Annotated in this window: 17 protein-coding genes; 7 read left to right on the forward strand and 10 right to left on the reverse strand. The window is 74.7% G+C overall.

Translation table 11 applies throughout. The features are described 5' to 3' along the window. Positions 1-21 precede the first annotated feature (21 nt). Positions 22-309 (forward strand): DUF6458 family protein, encoded by a 288-nt coding sequence (locus ACQPZO_RS00705; protein ID WP_433346072.1) that lies wholly within the window; start codon positions 22-24, stop codon positions 307-309. A 137-nt stretch (positions 310-446) separates the two neighbouring features. On the opposite strand, the gene trhA is transcribed toward ACQPZO_RS00705, so the two are convergent. Continuing rightward, positions 447-1,124 carry a PAQR family membrane homeostasis protein TrhA gene (trhA, locus tag ACQPZO_RS00710; protein ID WP_433346074.1) on the reverse strand — a complete coding sequence of 226 codons (678 nt, stop codon included), beginning with the start codon at positions 1,122-1,124 and terminating at the stop codon, positions 447-449. 106 nt (positions 1,125-1,230) lie between these two features. Between trhA and ACQPZO_RS00715 the strand changes: the two genes are divergently transcribed. From ACQPZO_RS00715 to ACQPZO_RS00725, 3 genes are read left to right on the forward strand one after another with little or no spacing between them, the layout of a single operon-like run. Continuing rightward, positions 1,231-1,842 carry a 5-oxoprolinase subunit B family protein gene (locus tag ACQPZO_RS00715; RefSeq protein ID WP_433346076.1) on the forward strand — a complete coding sequence of 204 codons (612 nt, stop codon included), beginning with the start codon at positions 1,231-1,233 and terminating at the stop codon, positions 1,840-1,842. Beyond that, positions 1,839-2,732 carry a biotin-dependent carboxyltransferase family protein gene (locus tag ACQPZO_RS00720; protein WP_433346078.1) on the forward strand — a complete coding sequence of 298 codons (894 nt, stop codon included), beginning with the start codon at positions 1,839-1,841 and terminating at the stop codon, positions 2,730-2,732. The genes ACQPZO_RS00715 and ACQPZO_RS00720 overlap by 4 nt, the downstream gene beginning before the upstream one ends. Next, a complete protein-coding gene (locus ACQPZO_RS00725) occupies positions 2,716-3,465 on the forward strand; it encodes a LamB/YcsF family protein (RefSeq protein WP_433346080.1) in 750 nt (249 codons plus the stop codon). The genes ACQPZO_RS00720 and ACQPZO_RS00725 overlap by 17 nt, the downstream gene beginning before the upstream one ends. Positions 3,466-3,493: 28 nt before the next feature. Here ACQPZO_RS00725 and ACQPZO_RS00730 read toward each other — a convergent pair whose 3' ends face one another. The 6 genes from ACQPZO_RS00730 to pdhA form a co-directional block, all read right to left on the reverse strand. Beyond that, the gene (locus ACQPZO_RS00730) at positions 3,494-5,326 is read right to left on the reverse strand and encodes an NHL domain-containing thioredoxin family protein (RefSeq protein ID WP_433346082.1); all 1,833 of its coding nucleotides are present in this window, start codon (positions 5,324-5,326) and stop codon (positions 3,494-3,496) included. Between the two features lie 119 nt (positions 5,327-5,445). Continuing rightward, positions 5,446-8,619, reverse strand: coding sequence for an LppU/SCO3897 family protein (locus ACQPZO_RS00735; protein ID WP_433346084.1), 3,174 nt, complete (start codon positions 8,617-8,619; stop codon positions 5,446-5,448). 341 nt (positions 8,620-8,960) lie between these two features. Next, the gene (locus tag ACQPZO_RS00740; RefSeq protein WP_387026307.1) at positions 8,961-9,098 is read right to left on the reverse strand and encodes a hypothetical protein; all 138 of its coding nucleotides are present in this window, start codon (positions 9,096-9,098) and stop codon (positions 8,961-8,963) included. Positions 9,099-9,319: 221 nt separating this feature from the next. Beyond that, a complete protein-coding gene (locus ACQPZO_RS00745; RefSeq protein ID WP_433346086.1) occupies positions 9,320-10,798 on the reverse strand; it encodes a dihydrolipoamide acetyltransferase family protein in 1,479 nt (492 codons plus the stop codon). A 5-nt stretch (positions 10,799-10,803) separates the two neighbouring features. Next, positions 10,804-11,793 carry an alpha-ketoacid dehydrogenase subunit beta gene (locus ACQPZO_RS00750; protein ID WP_433346088.1) on the reverse strand — a complete coding sequence of 330 codons (990 nt, stop codon included), beginning with the start codon at positions 11,791-11,793 and terminating at the stop codon, positions 10,804-10,806. Continuing rightward, positions 11,793-12,977, reverse strand: coding sequence for a pyruvate dehydrogenase (acetyl-transferring) E1 component subunit alpha (pdhA, locus tag ACQPZO_RS00755; protein WP_433346090.1), 1,185 nt, complete (start codon positions 12,975-12,977; stop codon positions 11,793-11,795). The genes ACQPZO_RS00750 and pdhA overlap by 1 nt, the downstream gene beginning before the upstream one ends. Positions 12,978-13,474: 497 nt before the next feature. On the opposite strand from pdhA, the gene ACQPZO_RS00760 reads away from it, so the two are divergent. Both ACQPZO_RS00760 and ACQPZO_RS00765 read left to right on the forward strand, forming a co-directional pair. After that, positions 13,475-14,200 (forward strand): hypothetical protein, encoded by a 726-nt coding sequence (locus ACQPZO_RS00760; RefSeq protein WP_433346092.1) that lies wholly within the window; start codon positions 13,475-13,477, stop codon positions 14,198-14,200. Next, positions 14,190-14,930 carry a phosphoesterase PA-phosphatase gene (locus ACQPZO_RS00765; RefSeq protein ID WP_433346094.1) on the forward strand — a complete coding sequence of 247 codons (741 nt, stop codon included), beginning with the start codon at positions 14,190-14,192 and terminating at the stop codon, positions 14,928-14,930. Before ACQPZO_RS00760 ends, ACQPZO_RS00765 begins: the two co-directional genes overlap by 11 nt. 111 nt (positions 14,931-15,041) lie before the next feature. Here the strand turns inward: ACQPZO_RS00765 and ACQPZO_RS00770 are convergent, their stop codons facing one another. From ACQPZO_RS00770 to ACQPZO_RS00780, 3 genes are read right to left on the reverse strand one after another with little or no spacing between them, the layout of a single operon-like run. Continuing rightward, positions 15,042-16,262 (reverse strand): hypothetical protein, encoded by a 1,221-nt coding sequence (locus ACQPZO_RS00770; protein WP_433346096.1) that lies wholly within the window; start codon positions 16,260-16,262, stop codon positions 15,042-15,044. 53 nt (positions 16,263-16,315) lie between these two features. Next, positions 16,316-17,995 (reverse strand): GTPase, encoded by a 1,680-nt coding sequence (locus ACQPZO_RS00775; protein ID WP_433346098.1) that lies wholly within the window; start codon positions 17,993-17,995, stop codon positions 16,316-16,318. Continuing rightward, positions 17,992-19,839: an ABC transporter gene (locus ACQPZO_RS00780; protein ID WP_433346100.1), complete on the reverse strand. Its 1,848-nt coding sequence runs from the start codon at positions 19,837-19,839 to the stop codon at positions 17,992-17,994. Before ACQPZO_RS00780 ends, ACQPZO_RS00775 begins: the two co-directional genes overlap by 4 nt. A gap of 195 nt (positions 19,840-20,034) precedes the next feature. Here ACQPZO_RS00780 and dnaK point away from each other — a divergent pair, with 195 nt between their 5' ends. Next, complete coding sequence (dnaK, locus tag ACQPZO_RS00785) at positions 20,035-21,909, forward strand: molecular chaperone DnaK (RefSeq protein WP_433346102.1); 1,875 nt, start codon at positions 20,035-20,037, stop codon at positions 21,907-21,909. Positions 21,910-21,913: the final 4 nt, after the last annotated feature.

Consider the following 21,913-nt stretch of genomic DNA (forward strand, 5'->3'; position numbering starts at 1 on the left):
GACAGCCAAGGAGGCGACAAAATGGGCATCGGTGCCAGCATCTTCCTCATCGCACTGGGTGCGATCTTCGCGTTCGCCGTGCAGGCCGACCTGGGGTGGCTCAACGTCGGCGTCGTCGGCTGGGTGCTGATGTTCGCCGGGGTCGTCAGCCTGCTCACCACCCTCTACTTCTGGAACCGGGGCCGGCGCACCGTGGTGGCCACCCCGGTGCGGGAGAACCGGGTCGTGGCCGACCGGGTCGTACCGGTGCAGGGCGAGCCGGTGGTGCAGGAGTACCGCGAGGTGCGCCGCCCGAGCCGGACGGTCTGACCAGCCGGCCCGACGACCGCATGCCGACGGCCGAAAACAGCCTGCCGGCCCGGCTGGCGACCACCCGAGAACCCCGGGGCCCCGCAACGGTGCGGGGCCCTCGGCGTGTGCGGGCAGGTGCGGCCCCCGTGCGGCCCTCAGGCGAACAGGGCGAAGTAGATCGCGATGTGGTGGCAGACCGCGGCCACCAGGGTGCAGGCGTGGAAGAACTCGTGGTGGCCGAAGACGGTGGGCCACGGGTTCGGGCGGCGCAGCGCGTAGAAGACCGCGCCGACGCTGTAGATCGCGCCGCCGACGGCGAGCAGCACCAGCGCGGTCACCCCGCCGGAGTGCAGGATCTGCGGCAGCATCGCCACCGCAACCCAACCGAGCGCCAGGTAGAGCGGGGCGGAGACCCAGCGCGGGGCGTGCGGCCAGATCAGTTTCACCGCCACCCCGCCCAGCGCGCCGCCCCAGACCAGGGCGAGCATGGTGGTCGCGTGCCGGGTGTCCAGCAACAGGACGCAGAACGGTGTGTACGTGCCGGCGATGAACACGAAGATCATCGAGTGGTCCATCCGGCGCATGATCTGGTACCCGCGTTCCGACCACACCCGGCGGTGGTAGAGCGCGCTGGTGCCGAAGAGCCCGCACACGGTCAGGCTGTAGATCAGGCAGCTCACCAGCGGAGCCCAGCCGGGCCGTCCGGCCGCGACGGAACAGAGCACGATGCCGCAGACGAGCGCGCTGAAGAACGCGTAGGTGTGCAGCCAGCCCCGCATCCGGGGCTTTCCGATGTCGACCGGCTTGAGTCGAAGCGGGGCGGAGGTCGTCACGCCATTAGGTTACGGCACCGTAGGTTACCTGCAAGTAGTGTCCCGGGTCACGAGATCGAGGGGCCGGACGCCCCTGGCCGTTTGCCGAATCGGCAATCATGACGGGATGCGGATCCGACCCGTCGGCACGAACGCCCTGCTGCTCGACTGCGACGGCCCCGACCAGGTCGAGGCTTGGCGCGCCGAGCTGTGGCGCCGCCGGGCAGCCGGCGAGCTGACCGCCGTCGAGATCGTCCCGGCGGCCAGTACCGTGCTGCTCGACGGGGTGCCCGACCCGGCCCGGGCCGCCGCACTCGTCGCCGGCTGGACGCCCCGACCCGCCGACGCCGCCGCGCCCACCGACGAGGTCGAGGTCCCCGTCGGGTACGACGGTGCGGACCTGCCCGCCGTCGCCGGCCACTGGGGGGTGGACGTGCCCGAGGTGGTCGCCCGGCTCGCCGGCACCGAGTTCCGGGTCGCCTTCTGCGGGTTCGCGCCCGGCTTCGCGTACCTGACCGGGCTGCCGGCGGAATGGGCCGTACCCCGGCTGCCGACGCCCCGGGCCCGGGTGCCGGCCGGCTCGGTCGCCCTGGCCGGCCCGTACGCCGGGATCTACCCCGGCGCGTCGCCCGGCGGCTGGCTGCTGGTCGGTCGGACCGACCTGCCCCTGTTCGACGTACGCGCCGACCCGCCGGCCCGGCTCACCCCGGGCACCCGGGTCCGCCTGGTGGCCGGGTGACCGCCCGCCCGGCCGCCCCGGTCGCCGACGATCCGGTCGGCCGGATCGAGGTGCTCCGGGCCGGCGCGCTCACCACCGTGCAGGACCAGGGTCGGCCCGGCTGGGCGCACCTCGGCGTGCCCCGGTCCGGTGCGCTCGACCCGGCGGCGCTGCGGCTGGCCAACCGCCTCGTCGGCAACCCGGAGGCCGCCGCCGGCCTGGAGATCACCCTGACCGGCTGCACACTGCGGCTGACCCGGGCCGGCACGGTCGCGATCGCCGGCGCGGACGTCGACGTCCGGGTCGGCGACCGGCCCGGCGACGTCGGCCGGCCCCTCGCGGTCCCGGCCGGGGCGGTCGTGCGGGTCGGCCCGGCCCGCACCGGGCTACGGAGCTGGCTCGCGGTGGCCGGCGGGATCGCCGTCGCACCGGTGCTCGGCAGCCGGTCCACCGACACCCTCTCCGGCCTCGGCCCGCCCCCGCTGCGCGACGGCGACACCCTGCCGCTCGGCGCCGCGGCCGGCGACCCCGCGCCGGTGGACGGCACCGTCGGCCACCCCGCCCCGGTCGAGCTGCTCCTCGGGCTGCGACCCGGCCCCCGGGACGACTGGTTCACCGCTGCCGCGTTCGACCTGCTGTACGACACGGCGTACACGGTGAGCACGGTCAGCAACCGGGTCGGCGCGCGACTGGTCGGCGCACCGCTGCCCCGCGCGGTGGCCGGGGAGCTGCCCAGCGAGGGCATCGTGCTGGGCGCGGTGCAGGTGCCCCCCGACGGCCAGCCGCTGATCTTCCTCGCCGACCATCCGACCACCGGCGGCTACCCGGTCGTCGGGGTGGTGGACGACGCGACCGGACTCGCGCAGGCCCGCCCAGGTACTACGGTCAGGTTCCATGGACCTCAACGCTGACCTCGGCGAGGGATTCGGCATCTGGCGGCTCGGCGACGACGAGGCGCTGCTGGACCTGATCACCTCGGCCAACGTCGCCTGCGGCTTCCACGGCGGCGACCCGTCCACCATGCGCCGGGTCTGCGCCGCCGCCGCCGAACGCGGGGTCACCGTCGGCGCCCAGGTCGGCTACCGCGACCTCGCCGGCTTCGGCCGCCGGCACATCGCGTACGCCTTCGCCGACCTGCGCGACGAGGTGACCTACCAGCTCGGCGCGCTCGACGCGTTCTGCCGGGCGTTCCGCATCCGGGTCCGGTACCTCAAGCCGCACGGCGCGCTCTACCACGCGGCGGCGGCCGACGAGTCGCAGGCCGCCGCGCTGGTCGCCGCGATCAACGACTACGACCACGAGCTGCCGGTGCTCTGCGCGCCCGGCTCGGTGCTCGCCCAGCTCGCCACCGGGGCGGGCATCCGGGTGGTCGCCGAGGGCTTCGCCGACCGGGGCTACCTGCCCAACGGCACGCTGGTGCCCCGCACCGCCCTCGGCGCGCTGGTCACCGACCCCGAGCGGGTGGCCGAGCGGGCCGTCCGGATGGCCACCGAGCGGACCGTGGTCGCGGTCGACGGCACTGTCGTCCCCTGCCCGGTCGAATCGATCTGCCTGCACGGGGACACCCCGGGCGCGGTGGCGTCCGCCGCCCTGGTGCGGGCCGCACTCCTCGACGCGGGAATCATCCCCACCGCGTTCGTGTGAGCGAACCCCCGCTCCGCAGCGGTGGTGGTCAGGCGTCCAGGCCGCGCAGGACCAGCGGGAGCCGAGCGGTGCCACCCTCGACCACCCGGACCGGCACGCCCCAGTCCTGCCGGGTCAGGTGGCAGGCCGCGTGCTCCACGTCGGCGTCACACGTCGCCGCCTGGGCGGTCACCTGGAGCACCCCGCCGGCCACCGCACCGTCGACCACCAGCCGGCGGGACAGCCCCGTGCCGGTGCCCGCCCCGTCCAGCAGCAGCTCCGGCGGGGACGCCGAGACCACCAGCCGGGTCGACGGCCCGTACGTCTCGTCCAGCTTCTGCCCCGGGGCCGGGGTGAAGACGATGTCCAGGGTGACCTCGCCGGCCGCCACCTCCGTCGGCTTGCGTTCGGTGCGGTGCCGAGGGCCGTCGACCGTGCTCGCCCCGGCGGCCGACAGCGCGCCCGGAGCCAGCCGGGTCAGCCGGTGCGCCGCCGACTCGACCACCAGCACCCCGCCGTCGGCGGTCAGCACCACGTCGCTCGGCTCGGCCAGCCCATCGGCGACCGTGGACACCTGACCGGTCCCCGGGTCGAAGCGGCGGACCGCCCCGTTGTACGTGTCGGCGACCAGCACCGAGCCGTCCGGCAGCGCGCACACGCCCAGCGGGTGCTGGAGCAGCGCCCGCTCGGCCGGCCCGTCGACGTGGCCGAAGTCGAACAGCCCCTGCCCGACGGCGGTGCCCAGCACGCCGTTCTCGACGTAACGGACCGCGCTTGTCTCGCTGTCGGCGATCCACAGCCGCGCGCCGTCGGTCGACACCGACAGGCCGGACGGCTGCGCCATCCACGCCTCGGCCAGCGGGCCGTCGCGCAGCGCCTCGACCGTCGTGCCGGCGTACATCCCGGCGGTGCGGCGGATCGGGTCGAACCACCAGAGCTGGTGGATGCCGGCCATCGCGACGATCACCTTGTCGTCGTACCAGGCCAGGTCCCAGGGGGAGGAAAGGTCGACCGAGAGCGCGTCGTGGGCGTGGTCGTCCACCGTGGAGCGCCACTGCCGGCCGGTGCCGGCGACGGTGACCACCTCGCCGGTGCTCAGCCGTACGCCGCGCAGCAGGTGGTTGACGGTGTCCGCGACGACCAGGTCGTACCCGGCGACCTCGGCCACGTGCTCCGGCAGCCGGCACAACCCCTGCGGCTCGGAGAACGCGGCGGCCCCCGCCGGGCCGTCGGCCCGCCCCCGCTCGCCCGAGCCGATCCGGCGGACCACGGTCTCGCCGTCGGGGGCCAGTTCGACCAGGCAGTGCCGGGCCGAGTCGGAGACCAGCAGGTTCCCGCCGTCGAGCAGGACCGCCTTGCCGGGGAACCGCAGGGTGGTCTCCGGCTCGGCCGGCGGCACGTACGGGCCGTCGCCCCGGTGCAGGGTGCCCTTCGCCTCGTGGGTGGCGACCAACTCGTCGACCAGCCGCGCCAGCCCCTCGGCGTGGCCCTCACCGGCCATGGTGGCCACCACGTACCCCTCGGGGTCGATCACCGCGAGGGTCGGCCAGGCCCGGGCCGCGTACTGCTGCCACATGTCCAGCTCGGGATCGTCGAGGACGGGGTGGTGCACGCCGTACCGCTCGACGGCGGCGGCGAGGGCGTCCGGGTCCTTCTCGTGCTCGAACTTCGGCGAGTGGACGCCGACGACGACCAGCACGTCGGCGTACTTCTCCTCCAGCGGGCGCAGCTCGTCGAGCACGTGCAGGCAGTTGATGCAGCAGAAGGTCCAAAAGTCCGCGACTACGATCTTGCCGCGCAGGTCGGACAGCTTCAGGTCCCGCCCACCCGTGTTCAGCCAACCCCGTCCGCGCAGCTCCGGGGCCCGTACTCGTGCGCTCATCTCCTCAGTCTGCCCGACGGGGATGCCCCGCACGCCAACACCCTGCGCGGCCCCGGTCACACCCGGCGACCGACGAGGGCGGGGCCACGGTGGTCCGTGGCCCCGCCCTCGGGAATTCGCTACTGCTTGGTGGACGGCTTCAGGCAGAGCACCTTGTTCGGCACGTCGCCTTGGAGCACTGCGGACGGCTGGGTCGGGTCGGCGCACTTCTCCTTGGCGTCGACCCTCGACACGACGGTGAAGGTGTCGGCGTCGCCGCAGGTCGCCGCCGTCACGTTGGAACCAGCCCGCTTCACGCAGGAGCCGACCGCCGGCACCTTGTCGTCGCTGAACTTGCCGAGCAGCATGAGCAGGCCGAGCGGGACCGCGAGGATCAGCACGGCGGCCACCATCACCAGGGCCAGCACCCGGCCGTTGCGCACCTTCGGCGGTGGCGCCTCGGTCTTCTGCTCGGCCGCGTCCGGCTTGAACGAGTCGAACCGGCCCTGCTCGGGTTCCACGTCCCAGGACGAACCCGACTGCTGGCCCTGCGTCGGGAAGGCCGGCGGGAAACCACCCTGGGCCGGCTCGCCGAACGGGTCCGGACCGTGCCCGGGCACCGCGCCCTGGCCGGCCGCGCCGCCGCTGACCGGGGCCGCCGGGCCGCCGAACTGGTCGTTCGGCCGGTCGCCGTCGTGCGGCCGGACGCCGTTCACCGGCCGGTTGCTGGCCGGCGGGTCCATGAAGGACGGCACGCCGGGCGGGAAGACGGGCGGCACTGCCGCTGCCGCGGCGGCCGGACCGTCGCCGTACCCGTGTTGCCGGTCGGGCTCGTCGAAGCGCTGCGGCCCCCGGTCGTCGAAGCGCGGCTGCTGGCCGGGCTCGTCGAACCGCCCGTGCTGGCCGGGCTCGTCGAACCGGCTCTGCGGCCCGGGCGCGTCGAACCGCCCGTGCGGGCTCGGCTCGTCGAACCGGGCCTGTGGGCCGTGCTCGTCGAAGTGTCCCTGTGGGCCCGGCTCGTCGAAGCGGTGCGGCGGGTTGGGGTCGGGGTAGAAGCCGCGCTCCTCCGCCTGCTCCGGCTCCTCGACCGGCTCCGGGCGGGTGGGCCGGCCGTACACCCGGGGCTGCGGCCCGGGCGTGTCGCCGGGCCGGGCCTGGTCGGTCGGGGGCGTCACCCGGCTGGTCAGCGGCACGGACGCGCTCGCCGAGACGCTGCCGGGCGCGCCGGCTGCGGACTCCCCGGCCTCCGGCAGGGAGACAGCGGCCCGGGCGGAGGCCTGGCCCTCCGGCGACATCCGGGGAGCGGGAACGACCGGGCCGGCGGAAGGCTGGGGCTCCTCGGCACGGCCCCAGCCGTTGTCGGCCCCCGCCAGTTCCGGCTCGTACGCCGACGGCCTGCCCTCGCGGCCTGACGGCTCGACCTCCGGGGTGAACTGGGCCGGCGGCAGGTAGTCGGCCGGCGGGGCGGCGGCCAGGCTGGCGCCGGGCACCCGCTGCTCCTGCGGCGGCAGCGGGACGGCGTTGGCCGGCGAGATTCCTGGGGCCGGTGCCGGCTGGTACAGCGGCCGGTCCTCCGACCGTTCCGGCTCCCAGCCGTTGCCGGTTGGCTGCGGCGCGGAGGGCTCCGCCTCGGCGGAACGCCCCCACGCCTCGCCAGGTGCCCACGGCTCGACGTCCGGCACGGCGGGCCGCTCGGTCCGATCCGGGCCGGGCCATTGCTGCTGGTCCTCTGCCGGGGCGCTCCAGGATGGCGGCCCGTCCACGCTGACGGTGGCGGTGGCCCGGGCAGGCGGCACCGATGTCGGCTCGGCTGCCGCCCAGTCCGGGACGGCCGGGCGGTCCTCCTCCTGCTGCTGCGGTACCGACGCCGCGCCCCACGCGCCGGGCTTGGCCGTCCCGTCGGCACCGGCCCAGGCGGTCGGCTGGGGCTGGTCGTCGCGCTTGCCTTCCGTGGCAGCCCAGCCGTCGGAGCGGGCGGGGTCGTCCTGCCGCCCGCCGGCGTTCCAGCCGCCGGAGCGGGCCGGGTCGTCCTGAGGGACGGCGGGCGAGCCGGCGTTCCAGTCGGAGCGGACGGCTTCGTCCTGCTGTCCGTTGGGGTTCCAGCCGCCGGACGGGTTGGCGTCGGCCTGGGCGGGCCAGGCGTCCTGGGGCGGGGTGGCCTGGCCGGGGACGCGGGCGGCGCCCCGGGCGGCCGACTCGGTCTGCCCCCAGGGCGCGGGCGGCTGCTCGGCCTTGCCGGCGAATGCGGGCTGCTCGGCCGGGGCCCAGCCAACTGGGTGAACGGGTCCGTCGTCCGGCTGCCGGCCGGTGTTCCAGCCGCCGGAGCGGGCCGGGTCGTCCTGAGGGACGGCGGGCGAGCCGGAGTTCCAGCCGCCGGAGCGGGCCGGGTCGTCCTGCTGCCCGCCGGCGTTCCAGCCGCCCGGGCGGGCGGGCTCGTCGTCCTGCTGTCCGGTGGGGTTCCAGCCGTCGGACGGGTTGGCGTCGGCCTGGGCGGGCCAGGAGTCCGGGGGTGGGGTGGCCGGGCCGGGGACGCGGGCGGCGCCCCGGGCGGCCGACTCGTTCTGGCCCCACGCGGCGGGCGGCTGCTCGGCCTGGGTGGGCCAGGCCGGCGCCGGCTGTTCGGGCTGCGCTCCCCAGGCCGGCTGGGGCTGATCACCGGCGGAGCCGGGCGGCGTGGGCGGCGGGGTGGCGGGCCAGGTGGGGCTGGGCTGATCCTCCTGCTTCCAGTCCGGCATCGGCTGGTCGGCCTGGCCCCAGGCGGGCTGCGACGCGGCGGGCGGTGGCCCCCACGCGTCCGGCCGGTGCGGCTCCGGCTGCTGTGCCGGCGCCTGGGCGGCGCCCCACGCGGCGGTGGGCGGCTGGTCGTTCTGCGGTGCGGCACCCCAGGCCGCCGTCGGCGGCCGGTCACCCTGCGGTGCGGCACCCCAGGCCGCCGTCGGCGGCCGGTCACCCTGCGGTGCGGCACCCCACGCGGCGGTGGGTGGCGGGCTGGCACCCCAGGCCGCCGTGGGCGGCTGACCACCCTGCGGTGCGGCACCCCAGGCGGCGGTGGGCGGCTGGTCGCCCTGCGGTGCGGCGCCCCACGCGGCGGTGGGCGGCTGGTCGTTCGGCGGGGCGGCGGCACCCCAGGCCGCCGTGGGCGGCTGGTCGTTCTGCGCCGCCCGGGCGGGAGCTGGCGGATTCGGCCGGGCCGTGGGGGGCGGGGGCGCCCAGCCCAGGTCCGGGCTGGCGACGCCGTACGGCGCGGGCGCGCCGGTGCCCGGCGACACCTCGTCCGGCTCTTGGCCGGGGTGGTGCGGGCCCTCGGACGTCATCGGTGCGCCTCCTCCATCACATGTCGGCCGCCGACGCCGGCGGTGCGTCGGCGTCGGTGCCGGCGTCGCCGGCGATACCGGCAGCGGGGACTCCCCGCACCGTATCCGGTGACCGCCTGCGGCACCGGGGAGCACCGGCCGTCACTCCGCGTCGCCGGACCGTGTCGAGCAGCATCTATCGGCGCGACGGGTCCGGACGGTGTGGTTGACGACCGAACCCCACCGTACCGGGCGGTGCTGCGAGGCGGAATCCCGGTGTCAATCGGTCCGAAACGCCGACGACCCGCCCGGGGTGACCGGGCGGGTCGTCGAACTGGAGGAGGAGAGAAAAGTGTGGGGCGTCAGCTCATGTGACGCTGGGCGATGGTGAGAAGCTCGTCACGGACCGCAGGCGAGTTGGCGGAACGCAGCGCGTGCTCGATGGCGCGGGCACGGCGGTTGGCGTCGCGGCGGTTGCGGATTCGCTCGATCATGCTCATCTGGGTCTCTTCTCCTGGCTATTCGGTTGTCAGCCCCTGATGTGTCCATTGAAGCGCAAGATGGGCGGGGAGTCCATCGATTAGTAGGTGAGCTGAGACACCTGCCTAAGGATCGTAGGTCAACAAGGCTTTTGGCCCGGGTTTTCATCTGCCAACGGCGACGGCCGGTGTGCCGGGCGTTCACCCGTGGCACACCGGCCGTCGCTGGTGTCAACTAACCGTCAGGTCCAGGCGAGCAGTGCCGCCTCCGGGTCGGCCAGGAAGTCCCCGATGTCGCGGAGGAACTTCGACCCGAGCTCACCGTCGATGATCCGGTGGTCGAAGGACAGGCCCAGCGTGGTCACCTGACGCGGGCGGACCTTGCCCTTGTGCACCCAGGGCATCTCACGGACCGCGCCGAAGGCCAGGATCGCCGACTCGCCCGGGGGCAGGATCGGCGTGCCGGTGTCCACCCCGAACACCCCGACGTTGGTGATCGTCAGGGTGCCGCCGGACATGGCGGCGGGCGAGGTCCGGCCGGCCTTGGCCGTCTGCACGAGGTCGGTCATCGCGTCCGCCAACTCGCGTAGCGACAGCCGGCCGGCGTCCTTGATGTTCGGCACGATCAGCCCGCGCTCGGTGGCCGCCGCGATGCCCAGGTTGACGTAGTCCTTGACGACGATCTCGTCGCCGGCCCACGTCGAGTTGACCATCGGGTGTCGCCGCACCGCGAGCAGCACCGCCTTGGCCACCAGCAGCAGCGGCGAGACCCGGACATCGCGCCACTCCCGCCGGCCGCGCAGCCGGTCCAGGGCCTTGGTCGCCCGAGTGACGTCGACGGTCATGAACTCCGTCACGTGCGGGGCCGTGAACGCCGAGCGGGACATGTTCTCGGCGGTGAGCTTGCGTACCCCCTTGACGGGGATGCGCTGCTCGCGGTCGACGCCGAAGCTCGCCGCCGCCGTGGTGGGTGCCGTCGCAGTCAGCGGCTCGGCCGCCGTCGCGGTGTCGCTCGCCGCCTGCCGTACGTCCTCCCGGGTGACCGAGCCCAGTGGACCTGACCCGGTCAGCGCGGCCAGGTCGACGCCGAGGTCCCGGGCGAGCTTGCGTACCGGCGGCTTGGCCAGCACCGGCCCGCCTGCGCGCGTACCCCCGTGGCCGTTGCCGTTCGTCGGCGCGGCGACCACCGGGGCGGCCGGGACCGGTGCCGGGGCGGCCGGGGCGCGGGTCGCCGGGGCGGCGGTGGCCTGGGCCGGGACGCCGGCCTTGCGCGGCCGGCGCTTGGCCGCCGTGGTGCGCGGGCCGTAGCCGACCAGGACGGCGGTACGGCCGCCCGGGGCGGGGCCGCCGATCAGGCCCGGCTCGACCGCGCCCTCACTCGGGGCCACCTCGACCGCCGCCAGCGATGCCGCCGACGGGGTGGGCAGGTCCGCCGACGGGGTGCCCGTGGTCGACTCCTCGATGGGGCCGGCGCCCGGGTCGGTGTCGATCGCGATGATCGGCGTGCCGACCTCGATCGTGCTGCCCGCCGGGTGGAAGATCGACCGCACCTGGCCGGCCCACTTCGCCGGGATCTCGACGGCAGCCTTGGCCGTCTCCACCTCGACGATCGGCTGGTTCAGCTCGATCATGTCGCCCACCTTGACCAGCCAGGCGAGGATCTCGCCCTCGGCCAGGCCCTCGCCCAGGTCGGGCAGGTTGAACTCCTTGATCCGCGACACGCCGCTCACCACCCGAAGGCCCGGTCGACGGCGTCGAGCACCCGATCGAGGTCAGGCAGGTACTCCTCCTCCACCCGGGAGGCCGGGTAGGGGGTGTCGAAGCCGGTCACCCGCAGCACCGGGGACTCCAGGGAGTAGAAGCACTCCTCGGTGATCCGGGCGGCGATCTCCGAGCCCAGGCCCAGGTTGCCCGGGGCCTCGTGCACCACCACGCAGCGGCCGGTGCGCCGCACCGACTCGTACGCGGCGGTCAGGTCCAGCGGGGAGAGCGTGCGCAGGTCGATGACCTCCAGCTCGCGGCCGTCCTCGGCGGCGGCGGTCGCCGCCTCCACGCAGGTGCGCACCATCGGGCCGTACGCCAGCACGGTCACGTCCGTGCCGGGCCGCGTCACCCGGGCCGAGTGCAGCGGGTACGCCGCCGACAGCGGGCCGTCCAGCTCGACCGGACCCTTCTCCCAGTAGCGCCGCTTGGGCTCCAGGAAGACGATCGGGTCGTCCGAGGCGATCGCCTGCTGGATCATCGAGTAGCCGTCCTGCGGGTTCGCGCAGGTGACGACCTTCAGGCCGGCGGTGTGCGCGAAGTACGCCTCCGGCGACTCCGAGTGGTGCTCGACCGCGCCGATGCCCCCGCCGTACGGGATGCGGATGACCATCGGGATACGGAGCTTGCCCTGCGAGCGGTAGTGCATCTTCGCCACCTGCGACACGATCTGGTCGTACGCGGGGTAGACGAAGCCGTCGAACTGGATCTCGCAGACCGGGCGGAAGCCGCGGATGGCCAGGCCGACCGCAGTGCCGATGATGCCGGACTCGGCCAACGGGGTGTCGATCACCCGCTGGTCGCCGAAGTCCTTCTGGAGCCCGTCGGTGACCCGGAAGACGCCGCCGAGCTTGCCGACATCCTCGCCCATGATGATGACCTTCGGGTCGTCCTCCAGGGCCCTGCGCAGGCCGGTGTTGAGCGCCTTTCCGAGGGTGAGCGTCTCCGTGGCCATCAGTGGGCGCTCCCCTCGAACGACTCCATGTAGCGGCTGAACCGCGCCCGCTGCTCGTCGAGCTCAGGGGACCCGTGGGGGTAGACGTGGTCGAACATCGTCACCGGCTCGGGGTCGGGCATGGCGAGCACCCGCTCGCGCAGGTGCACCGACTCGGCGCGGGCCTGCTCGTCGATGGCGGCGAAGAAGTCCCCGTCGGCGATCTTCTGCTTTTCCAGGAACGCCTTCATCCGGGCGATCGGGTCCTTGGCCTGCCAGGCCTCGACCTCGCTGGCGATCCGGTACCGGGTCGGGTCGTCGGAGGTGGTGTGCGCCCCCATCCGGTAGGTGTATGCCTCGATCAGGCAGGGGCCCTGGCCGTGTCGCGCGTTGTCTAGCGCGTGCCGGGTCACCGCGTACGAGGCGAGCACGTCGTTGCCGTCGACCCGGACGCCGGGGAAGCCGAAGCCGCCGGCCCGTTGGTAGAGCGGCACCCGGGTCTGCCGCTCCAGGGGCTCGGAGATGGCGTACTGGTTGTTCTGGCAGAAGAACACCAGCGGGGCGTTGAAGACGCTGGCCCAGACGAACGCTTCGTTGACGTCGCCCTGGCTGGTTGCGCCGTCGCCGAAGTAGGCGATCACCGCCTCGCCGTCCTCGGTCCCGGTCTTGCCGTCCATGTGGACGCCCATGGCATATCCGGTCGCGTGCAGGGTCTGTGCCCCGATCACGATCGTGTACATGTTGAACTTGAACTCGTTCGGGTCCCAGCCACCCTGGTTGACGCCGCGGAACAGGCCGAGCGGCATGATCGGGTCGATGCCCCGGCAGTAGAGGACGCCGTGCTCCCGGTAGGTCGGGAAGGCCATGTCCTGGCTGCGCAGCGCCCGGCCGGAGCCGACCTGCGCGGCCTCCTGGCCCAGCAGGCTCGCCCACAGGCCCAGTTCGCCCTGCCGCTGCAACGCGGTGGCCTCGGCGTCGAGCTTGCGGACCAGCACGAGGTCGCGGTAGAGCCCGCGGTACTCCTCGTCGGTGAAGTCGACGCGGTACTCCGTCCCGTCCGGGCCGAACGCCGTCTCGATGCGCTCGCCCTCGGGCGTCAGCAACTGTACGAGTTCTGGGTTGCCGGCAGCCGCTGACGCGGCCCGCTTGGAACGGGGTGCGGCCCGCCGGCCGCGGGTGGTGACCCCGGGGTCGCCCTTTGCCATCCGTCTCTCCCTGTCATGTCTGCGTCGGCACCGGGGGTGACCCGTCCGCGCAAATCGTGCGCCGGCCCGGCCGGTGCCGGGCTGGTCCTGGCGGCCGCGCCTAGCCCCGGTGGGGGTTGCCGCGCGGCGTGAGCCGGATCCGTGGGACGAACCCGGTTCGGGAGCGCCGACGCCCAACCGGGCCTGCCGCGGGGTGCGCGGAGGCCGCGGCTGCGTTGCCGTCGTGGTCCATATTCGCAGAGGAGGTGAGGGGCCCCACAGTACGCCCGCCCAGGTTTCCGGTCGCTGTCGGATTCGCGGCTCATCAGGCGATTTGTCGTAGCGGATTCGCGTCCCGGTGGCGGCGGCGGACAAATTGTGTGTCGACACGCTGTGGTGCCTGGTGAACTGACCGTCACTGGTTCAAGCTGATTGCGCCGGGGTGCTCCTTTCGTGGGCCTATGTCCGCTTATTGCTGCCCCGTCGCCCGTGACCGTGCCCGACAACGAGGAGTGTGCGTGTCCCAGCCAGGTGAGGGTCCGGCCGCTCCGCTGCTCGGTCGGCACCGCGCGGCGGGCGGCTACCGCCGGGTCGTCGGCGCGCACCGCGCCCCGGGCTACGCCGCTCACGGCCGGGGGTACCTCTTCACGGTCGCCCTGCTCGCCGGCACCGCCTCGATGCCGATCCTCGCCGCCGTCAGTGCGGGCTCGGCCACGGTGGGCAGCACGGCGCTGCCGGACAGCAGCACCCCGTTCATTCCCACCCCGTCCGTCGGCCCGGTGGTCGTCCCGCTGCCGGGGACCGGCCGACCCGGGGTGATCCCGTCCGCCCGGCCGGGCATGGTCGTGGCGCCGTCGACCGGCCCGTCCGGCCCGGGTCTGGCGCCGCGGGCCCCGGCCCCGCCGGCCGACCCCGATCCGTCCGGCCCGGACGCGATACGCCACCCGCCGCCCCCGGCGCCGATCCCCCCGCCGGCCCCCCGGCCGCCCGCGCCGCCCCCCTCGCCGAGCCCGACTCCGGCGCCGCACCCGACGCCGGTGCCGTCACCGACCGACCCGCCGACGCCGGATCCGACGCCCACGGTGACGCTCTCCGACTCGACGCAGGCCCCTTCCCCGCCGGGCGACACCGGGCCCCCGACCAGTTCGGAGTCGACCGGCTCGGAGCCGACCGCGAGCAGCCTCGGCGCGACCGTTGACCCGGCCGCCCGGCCGCCCGGCATGCTCCGCGGTCGTGGAGCGTGAATCGGATCGGCGGGCAGGCGCGCGGCAGCGACTGGAGCGGGGCCAGGCCGGCGCGACCGGGGACGGGGCGCTGAGCGGCCCGGGCCTCCCGGCCGAGCCTCCGGTCCCGGCTGAGCCGACCGAGCCGAAAGAGTCGGCAGAGCCGGCCGAGCCGGGCCTGCGGATCGCCCGGCTGGTCACCGAGCTGACCGCGCCAGCCGTTCTGGTGACCCTGCTGACCGTGGTGGTCGCCTGGCACGGAGCCCGGGGCGGGGCCCACGGGCTGGCCTGGGGGCTGCTCGCCACCGTCTTCGCCAGCGGCATTCCGTTCGCGTACGTCCTCGGCGGGGTGCGGCGCGGACGGCTCACCGACCACCACGTCGGCGTACGCGAGCAGCGCCGGCTGCCGCTGCTGTTCGGGCTGGCCTCGGTGGCGGTCGGGTGGGCCCTGCTCGCGGCGTTCGGCGCGCCCCGCCCGCTGCTTGCCCTGGTGGCCGCCGGCGTGGTGGGGCTGGTCGTAGCGGTGGCGGTGAGCCACTGGTGGAAGTTGTCGATCCATACGGCGGTGGCCGCCGGGGCGGTGGCCGTCCTGGCGCTCACCTTCGGCACCCCGCTGTTGGCCGCCGCGCCGCTGCCCGTGCTGGTGGCCTGGTCAAGGGTGCGGCTGCGCGCCCACACGCTCCCGCAGGTGGTGGTCGGCGGCGCCGTCGGCGGGTTGGTCGCAGGGGTCGTCTACGCCACGCTCGGCTGAGCCGCCCGCCCCGGGCCGCTCCCGACCCCGCAGCCCGCGCGGGCCGTCAGGCAGGGCCGGCAGCCCCGTCGGGGCGGGCGCTCAGCGGCCGAGCAGCGACGCCGTACCGGCTCAGGCCCCGTCGTCGGCGAGCCGGTGCCGGTTCGCCTCGATCCAGGCGTCCAGGGCGACCGGGTCGTCCGGGTCCACCCCGTCGGCCATGAGCTGGGCCACGGCCGCGGTGGCCGGGCTGCGCCGCTCCCCTGTCGAGTAGAGCCGGGCAAACTCCGGGATCATCTCCTCGATCGCAGTGTCGGTCCGGGTCGCCGCCGCCTCCGGCAGCCCCTTGCGCCTGGCCGCGTACGCCGCCCAGCCGCGCAGCACCCGGGGGAGCATCGCGGCGTCGTCCATGTCGAGCACGGCCCGCCGGTGCACCCAGTCGAGCAGGAACAGCTCGGCCACCGTGGGGCTCCACCGCAGCGGGTCCCCGTCCGGGAAGCTCGCGGCGTGGTCGAGCAGCAGGCTGAGACAGAAGTGCAGCGAGGCGAGCCCCGCGTCGTCGGACGGGTCCAGATCGAACCGGACCGCCTCGGGCGAGGCGAGAAACGCCCGGACCAGGGCGGTCCGCTCGTCGCCGGAGAGCGGCTCGGCGCCCCGGGCGGCACGCGCCGGCGGGGGCAGCAGCGCGAGCCGCGCACCGGCCAGCGCGCGGTCGGTGGCGAGTGATCCCTCGGCGGGCAGCTCGCCCAGCTCGTCGGTGACCGCCAGATGCCGGCCGACCTCGCCGTGCAGCCTGGCCGGGTCCTCCTCCCGGAACCAGGTCAACTCGTCGCCGTCGACCATCTCCCGGACCTGGTCGACGATCCGGCCGGCGGGGCCGCCGACGAAGATGTCCTTGGCGATGCCGATGTTGTGGTCGACCAGGGCCACCAGCGCGTGCTCCGGGCCGCCGGCCTCGTCGTCGTCATAGGCGAAGGTGGCCAGGTAGGAGGTCTGGTCGCCGTACACATCGCCGTAGCACCAGGTGCCGGTGAGGTGCACCCGGCCGAGCTGCTCGGACCAGGCGGGGGCCTGGGTGCCGGGGTGGACCTTCGCCGCGCCCTCCGCGTCGGGCACCAGGGCTGCGAAGACGGTGCGAATGGTCTTTGCCGCGGCCGTGCGGCGGCGGGTGGTGGCGGCGAGGAAGCCGGAGACGAACTCCCGGACGGCCCCCTCCCGGTCGGTCTCCGCGACCGCGTAGACGCTGCCCAGCAACGCCGCGCCGAGCATCTCGGCATCGAGGGCGGTGTCGAGCCTGGTCACGTCGCGTGCGGCGTGCAGCACCGCGTCGTAGGGGGTCTGAGGCGTGGCCATGCGTCGACCCTACGCCCGCGGGGGAGCCCCGGACAGTGAAGGCTGACCGGGGTTCAGCTGCGCTCGGCGTCCCGCAACGCCTGCCTCGCCTGCCCGTACCGGTCGAGCACCGCCCGGACCGGCGTCACCACGTACTCCCGGCCGACCACATCGACGGCGGCGGTAAGTCGCTTCTCGGCCCGGCGGCGGGCCCGGCGGGCCGACCACCGCACCACCGGGCGGGTCAGCGCGGCCAGCAGCAGCCCGGCGAGCAGGCCGCCGAGCAGCAACACGGTGGGCAGCGGGGCCTCGCCGACCCGGGGATACTCCAGCGCCGGCAGGCCGAGGGCCCGCAGCGCGTAGCCGAGGGCGAGCCAGCCGAGGCCGGCGACGGCTGCGACCGTGACCAGCCACTGCACCGCGCCGACGAACCGCCACCAGACCGGCTTGCGGTCCATCCCCAGGTCGGCGCCGGCCACCGCGCGGTCCAGCGCGTCCGGCAGGTCGCCCAGCCGGGACCGGGCGGCGGTGGTCACCGCGGTCGCCCAGGGGGCCGGCAGGCCCGCGCCGGACCGGTCGGCGACCGCCCGCACGGCCAGCCCCAGCGCCGAGCGCTGGGCGGCGGTCGGATCGGGTACGGAGGTCGCGGCGACCAGGCTCTCCGCCGGGGCCCCCGCGACCGCGCCGGGCAGGTGCAGCCGACGCAGCGGGTCGGGTCGCAACCGCCGCCAGCCCCGCACCAGCGGCCAGCCGGTGCTGGCCACGGCCCGGTGCCGGTACGCCCCCTCGACCGCCGCCGCCACCGCCGGCACGCCGGCTGTCCCGGCCAGCGCCCGGCTCAGCGAGCCGACGGTCCCCTCGTCCGGCCCGGTGGCCGGCGCGTCGGCGGCGACCAGCTCGTCCAGCCCGGCGACGACCGCGTCGACGTCCCCGGCGAGGCGCCGCAGTGCGGCCTGCCGCCCGGCGACCGTGCGTTCCAGCGTTCCGCGTAGCTCGACGATCCTGGCCGGGTCGATGGCGGTGGTGGTCAGTAGCGGCACCCCGCCCAGCCCGTCGGCGTCGAGCAGCCGGCGCAGGTCGTCCAGCACCCGGGGCAGCTCGGCCGGGGGCAGCCGGTCGGCCTGGTTGAGCACCACCAGCGTCACGTCGCGGTGCCGGTGGAACTCGCGCAGGTAGCTGGTGTGGATCACCCGGTCGGCGTACTTCTGCGGGTCGACGACCCAGACCACCAGGTCGACCAGGCCGAGCAGCCGGTCGACCTCCAGCCGGTGCGACCGCTGCACCGAGTCGAAGTCCGGCAGGTCGAGCAGCACCAGCCCGTGCAGGGCGGACTCATCGTCGGCGTCGAGCGCGCTCTCCCGGACGAACCGGTGGCGGGGCAGCACGCCGATCCAGTCGAGCAGCCGGTTCGCCCCGTCCAGCGGGCCCCAGACGCAGGCGTGCGCCACGCCGGTGGTGGGGCGGCGCACCCCGACCGGGGAGAGACCCAGCCGGGCGAGCGCGTTGAACAGGCTCGACTTGCCGCTGCCGGTGGCCCCGGCGAGGGCGACGACGGTGTGGTCCCGGGAGAGCGCAAGCCGGGTGCCGGCCCGCTCGACCAGGGTGTGCGCGGGCACGAGTTGGCCGTCTGGGAGCTGGCCGTCCACCGCGTCGAGGAACCGGCGGACCGCGTCCAGGCGGGCGATCAGCGCGTCGGGGTCGACCCGCTGGTCACTCCGGAGCGCCGCGCGCACCCGGTCGGCGATGTTGGTCATCGGGCCTCGGCCTCCGGGGTCGGTGCGGCGGGCAGGCCCGGCGCGTCGGCCGTCGCCAGGCCGCTGCGGCGCCGGGCGTCCTCCACCCGGTCGCCCGCGGCGCGCAGCGGGTCGCCGGCGTCCGCCGCCGGGCGGGCCGCCGCGGTGCGGGACAGGAACCGGTCGGCCTCGGCGTCGAGCAGCTCCCGGACCCGCGCCAGCAGGTCGCCCCGGGCCCGATTTGCCAGCGTACGCACGGCCTGGTCGCCGAAGATCGCTTGGAGCACGGCCTGCGCGGCGACGGTGGTGCCGGCCCCGGTGGCCACCTCCAGCCCGGTCGGGATGAACGCGGTCGAGGCGAAAACGGCGATCATCACGGCCAGCCCGGTGGCGTTGACCGCGTACGAGGCGGTGCGGGCCACGAACCGCTTGTCGCCGCCCTCGGCCCGGACCAGCTCCAGCACCCCGCGCTGCCAGTCGCGGACCAGGCGCTCGGCGCGGGCGGGAAAGTCCTCGGCCGGGTGCGCCAGCGGCGGGTCGAGCAGCGCCGCCCCGGCGGGGTGTGCCCGCCACCCGGTGTACGCGTTCTCGGCCGCCTCGGCGGTCACCCCGCGCAGCAGCGTGACGAGCTGGGACTCGATGGCGTTGCGCAGCTCCGAGGCGGGCGCGGGCCGGCCGGTCACCGCGGACACCAGGCGGTCCCGCAGCCGGCCGATCCGGGCCTCCAGGGTGCGGAAGAACTCGCCGGTGCCGACGAACTCCTGCCAGCGGGCGAGCACCTCGCCGCGGAGCAGCCGGCCGTCCTTCAGCCCCTGCTCCACGGTCCGCTCGGCCCCCCGGTACGCGGCCAGCACCCGCTCGTCGAGGGCGTCGGCGGCGGCCACCTGCTCGTCGGCGGCGTCGGCCAGCCCCGCCACCGCGGGGTGCAGGGCGGCCAGCGCCCCGTCCAGGGTCTGCCGGACGACGGCGGACCGCGCCCCGGCGTCGGCGGCCAGCCGGGCGAACCAGGTGCTCAGCGGGGCGGTGGCCTGGTCGGGCAGCAGGCCCTGGCCGTCCACCCACGTCTCGGGCAGGACGAACAGCGGCGCCGCGCCGAGGCCCTGGTCGGCGAGCATCTCGGCCAAATGGGCGGCCACCTCGTCGGTCGCCTCCGTAGGCACCCGGTCGAGCACCATCGCGATCACCACGCCCCGGGCCCGCGCGGTGTGCAGCAGCTCCCAGGGGACCGCGTCGGCGTACCGGGCGGCGGTGGTGACGAAGAGCCAGAGGTCGGCGGCGGCGAGGAGTTGCCCGGCCAGCGCCCGGTTGGCGTCGACCACCGAGTCGATGTCGGGGGCGTCGAGGAAGGCCAGCCCGGCGGGGAGCGCCGGGGCGGTGACCAGGTGCAGGGTCCCAGGGTCCTCGCTCGGCTCGTTGGTGCGGGTGAGGCCCGGCAGCAGCTCGCCCTGGCGGAACCAGCCGGAGTCGGCCGGGTTGCACACCAGCACCGGCGAGCGGGTGGTCGGCCGGAGCACCCCGGCGGCGCTGACCCGGGCCTGGACCAGGCTGTTGACCAGGGTCGACTTGCCGGCCCCGGTGGAGCCGCCGACGACCACCAGCAGCGGCGCGTCGAGCCGGGCCATCCGGGGCAGGAGATAGTCGTCGAGCTGCGCGGTGAGGCTCGCGCCGATCTGGCGGGCGGACTCGGCCGAGGGCAGGGCGAGCGGGAACCGGGCCGCGCCGATCGCGGCCCGCAGGCCGGTGAGCGCGGCGGGCAGGCCGTCTCCGGTGGGGCCGGACGGGTCCTCCCCGGCGTCCTCGGTGCCGGTGCGGGCGGCGACGGCGGGCGAACCGGAGCGGGCGGCGGGTTCCCCGTGCGTCGTCACCGCTAAAGCGTGCCCGACCGGCGCAAGGGAAGACAACCGGGCTCCCCGTAACGTGAGGTTGCGTCGGGTCGGCTCAACCCGATTTGACGATCGCCGTGGGCGTGGCACTATTGAGTCAAGTTCACTCAACTTGTGGCGAGTACGCGGCGGGTCCATCCCGTCACCTGCCCCAACATAAGAAGCGAGGAAGCGAAGATGGCACGTGCGGTCGGTATCGACCTCGGCACGACGAACTCCTGCGTCAGCGTTCTCGAGGGCGGTGAGCCAGCCGTCATCGCCAACGCTGAAGGCTCGCGGACGACCCCGTCGATCGTCGCGTTCGCCCGCAACGGCGAGGTGCTCGTCGGTGAGGTCGCCAAGCGCCAGGCGGTGACGAACCCGGACCGGACCATCCGCTCGGTCAAGCGGGAGGTCGGCACCAACTGGACCGTCGACATCGACGGCAAGAAGTACACCCCGCAGGAGATCTCGGCCCGGACGCTGATGAAGCTCAAGCGGGACGCCGAGGCGTACCTGGGCGAGCAGATCACCGACGCGGTGATCACCGTCCCGGCCTACTTCAACGACGGCCAGCGCCAGGCCACCAAGGAGGCCGGCGAGATCGCCGGCTTCAACGTGCTGCGGATCGTCAACGAGCCGACCGCAGCCGCCCTGGCGTACGGGCTGGACAAGGGCTCCCAGGAGCAGACCGTCCTGGTCTTCGACCTCGGCGGCGGCACCTTCGACGTCTCCCTGCTGGAGCTGGCCGAGGGCGTCGTCGAGGTCAAGTCCACCAGCGGTGACAACCAGCTCGGTGGCGACGACTGGGACCAGCGGATCATCGACCACCTGGTGAAGACCTTCCGGGGCGAGCACGGCATCGACCTGGCCCAGGACAAGATGGCCCTCCAGCGGCTCCGCGAGGCGGCCGAGAAGGCCAAGATCGAGCTGTCGGCGGCCACCACCAGCAACATCAACCTGCCGTACATCACCGCCGGCTCGGCCGGCCCGCTGCACCTGGACGTGACGCTCAGCCGCGCCGAGTTCCAGCGGATGACGCAGGACCTGCTGGACCGCTGCAAGGGCCCGTTCGAGCAGGCCGTGAAGGACGCCGGGATCAAGATCTCCGGCGTCGACCACGTGATCCTGGTCGGCGGCTCGACCCGGATGCCGGCCGTCACCGACCTGGTCAAGCAGCTCACCGGCCGGGACCCCAACAAGGGCGTCAACCCGGACGAGGTCGTCGCCGTCGGCGCCGCCCTGCAGGCGGGCGTACTCAAGGGCGAGGTCAAGGACGTCCTGCTGCTCGACGTGACCCCGCTGAGCCTGGGCATCGAGACCAAGGGTGGCATCTTCACCAAGCTCATCGAGCGCAACACCACCATCCCGAGCAAGCGCTCCGAGGTCTTCACCACGGCCGACGACAACCAGCCGTCGGTGCTGATCCAGGTGTTCCAGGGCGAGCGGGAGATCGCGGCCTACAACAAGAAGCTCGGCACCTTCGAGCTGACCGGCCTTCCGCCCGCTCCGCGCGGCGTGCCGCAGGTCGAGGTCACGTTCGACATCGACGCCAACGGCATCGTGAACGTGCACGCGAAGGACCTGGGCACCGGCAAGGAACAGAAGATGATGATCACCGGCGGCTCCTCGCTGCCGAAGGACGACATCGAGCGGATGCGCCGGGACGCCGAGGAGCACGCCGACGACGACAAGCGTCGTCGCGAGGAGGCGGAGACCCGCAACCTCGCCGAGGCGCTCCAGTGGCAGACCGAGAAGTTCCTCGCCGAGAGCGGTGACAAGCTGCCGGGCGAGAACCGGGAGCAGCTCACCGAGGCCCTCGGCGAGCTGCGCGGCGCGCTCGGCGGCCAGGACATCGAGAAGATCAAGGCGGCCCACGAGCGGCTCGCGCAGGTCTCCCAGCAGGCCGGCTCGCTGTTGTACGCGTCTCAGCAGGCCGATCAGGCCGAGCCGGGCCAGCAGCCGGGTGCGGCGGGTGCGGCGGGTGCGGGCGCCGGGGCGACCGGCGGCGCACAGGCCGGCGGCGCCGACGACGTGGTCGACGCGGAGATCGTGGACGAGGACAAGAAGTGACGAT

Source organism: Micromonospora sp. CA-111912, from assembly GCF_050948415.1.
In the GTDB taxonomy this organism is placed as follows: Bacteria; Actinomycetota; Actinomycetes; order Mycobacteriales; family Micromonosporaceae; genus Micromonospora.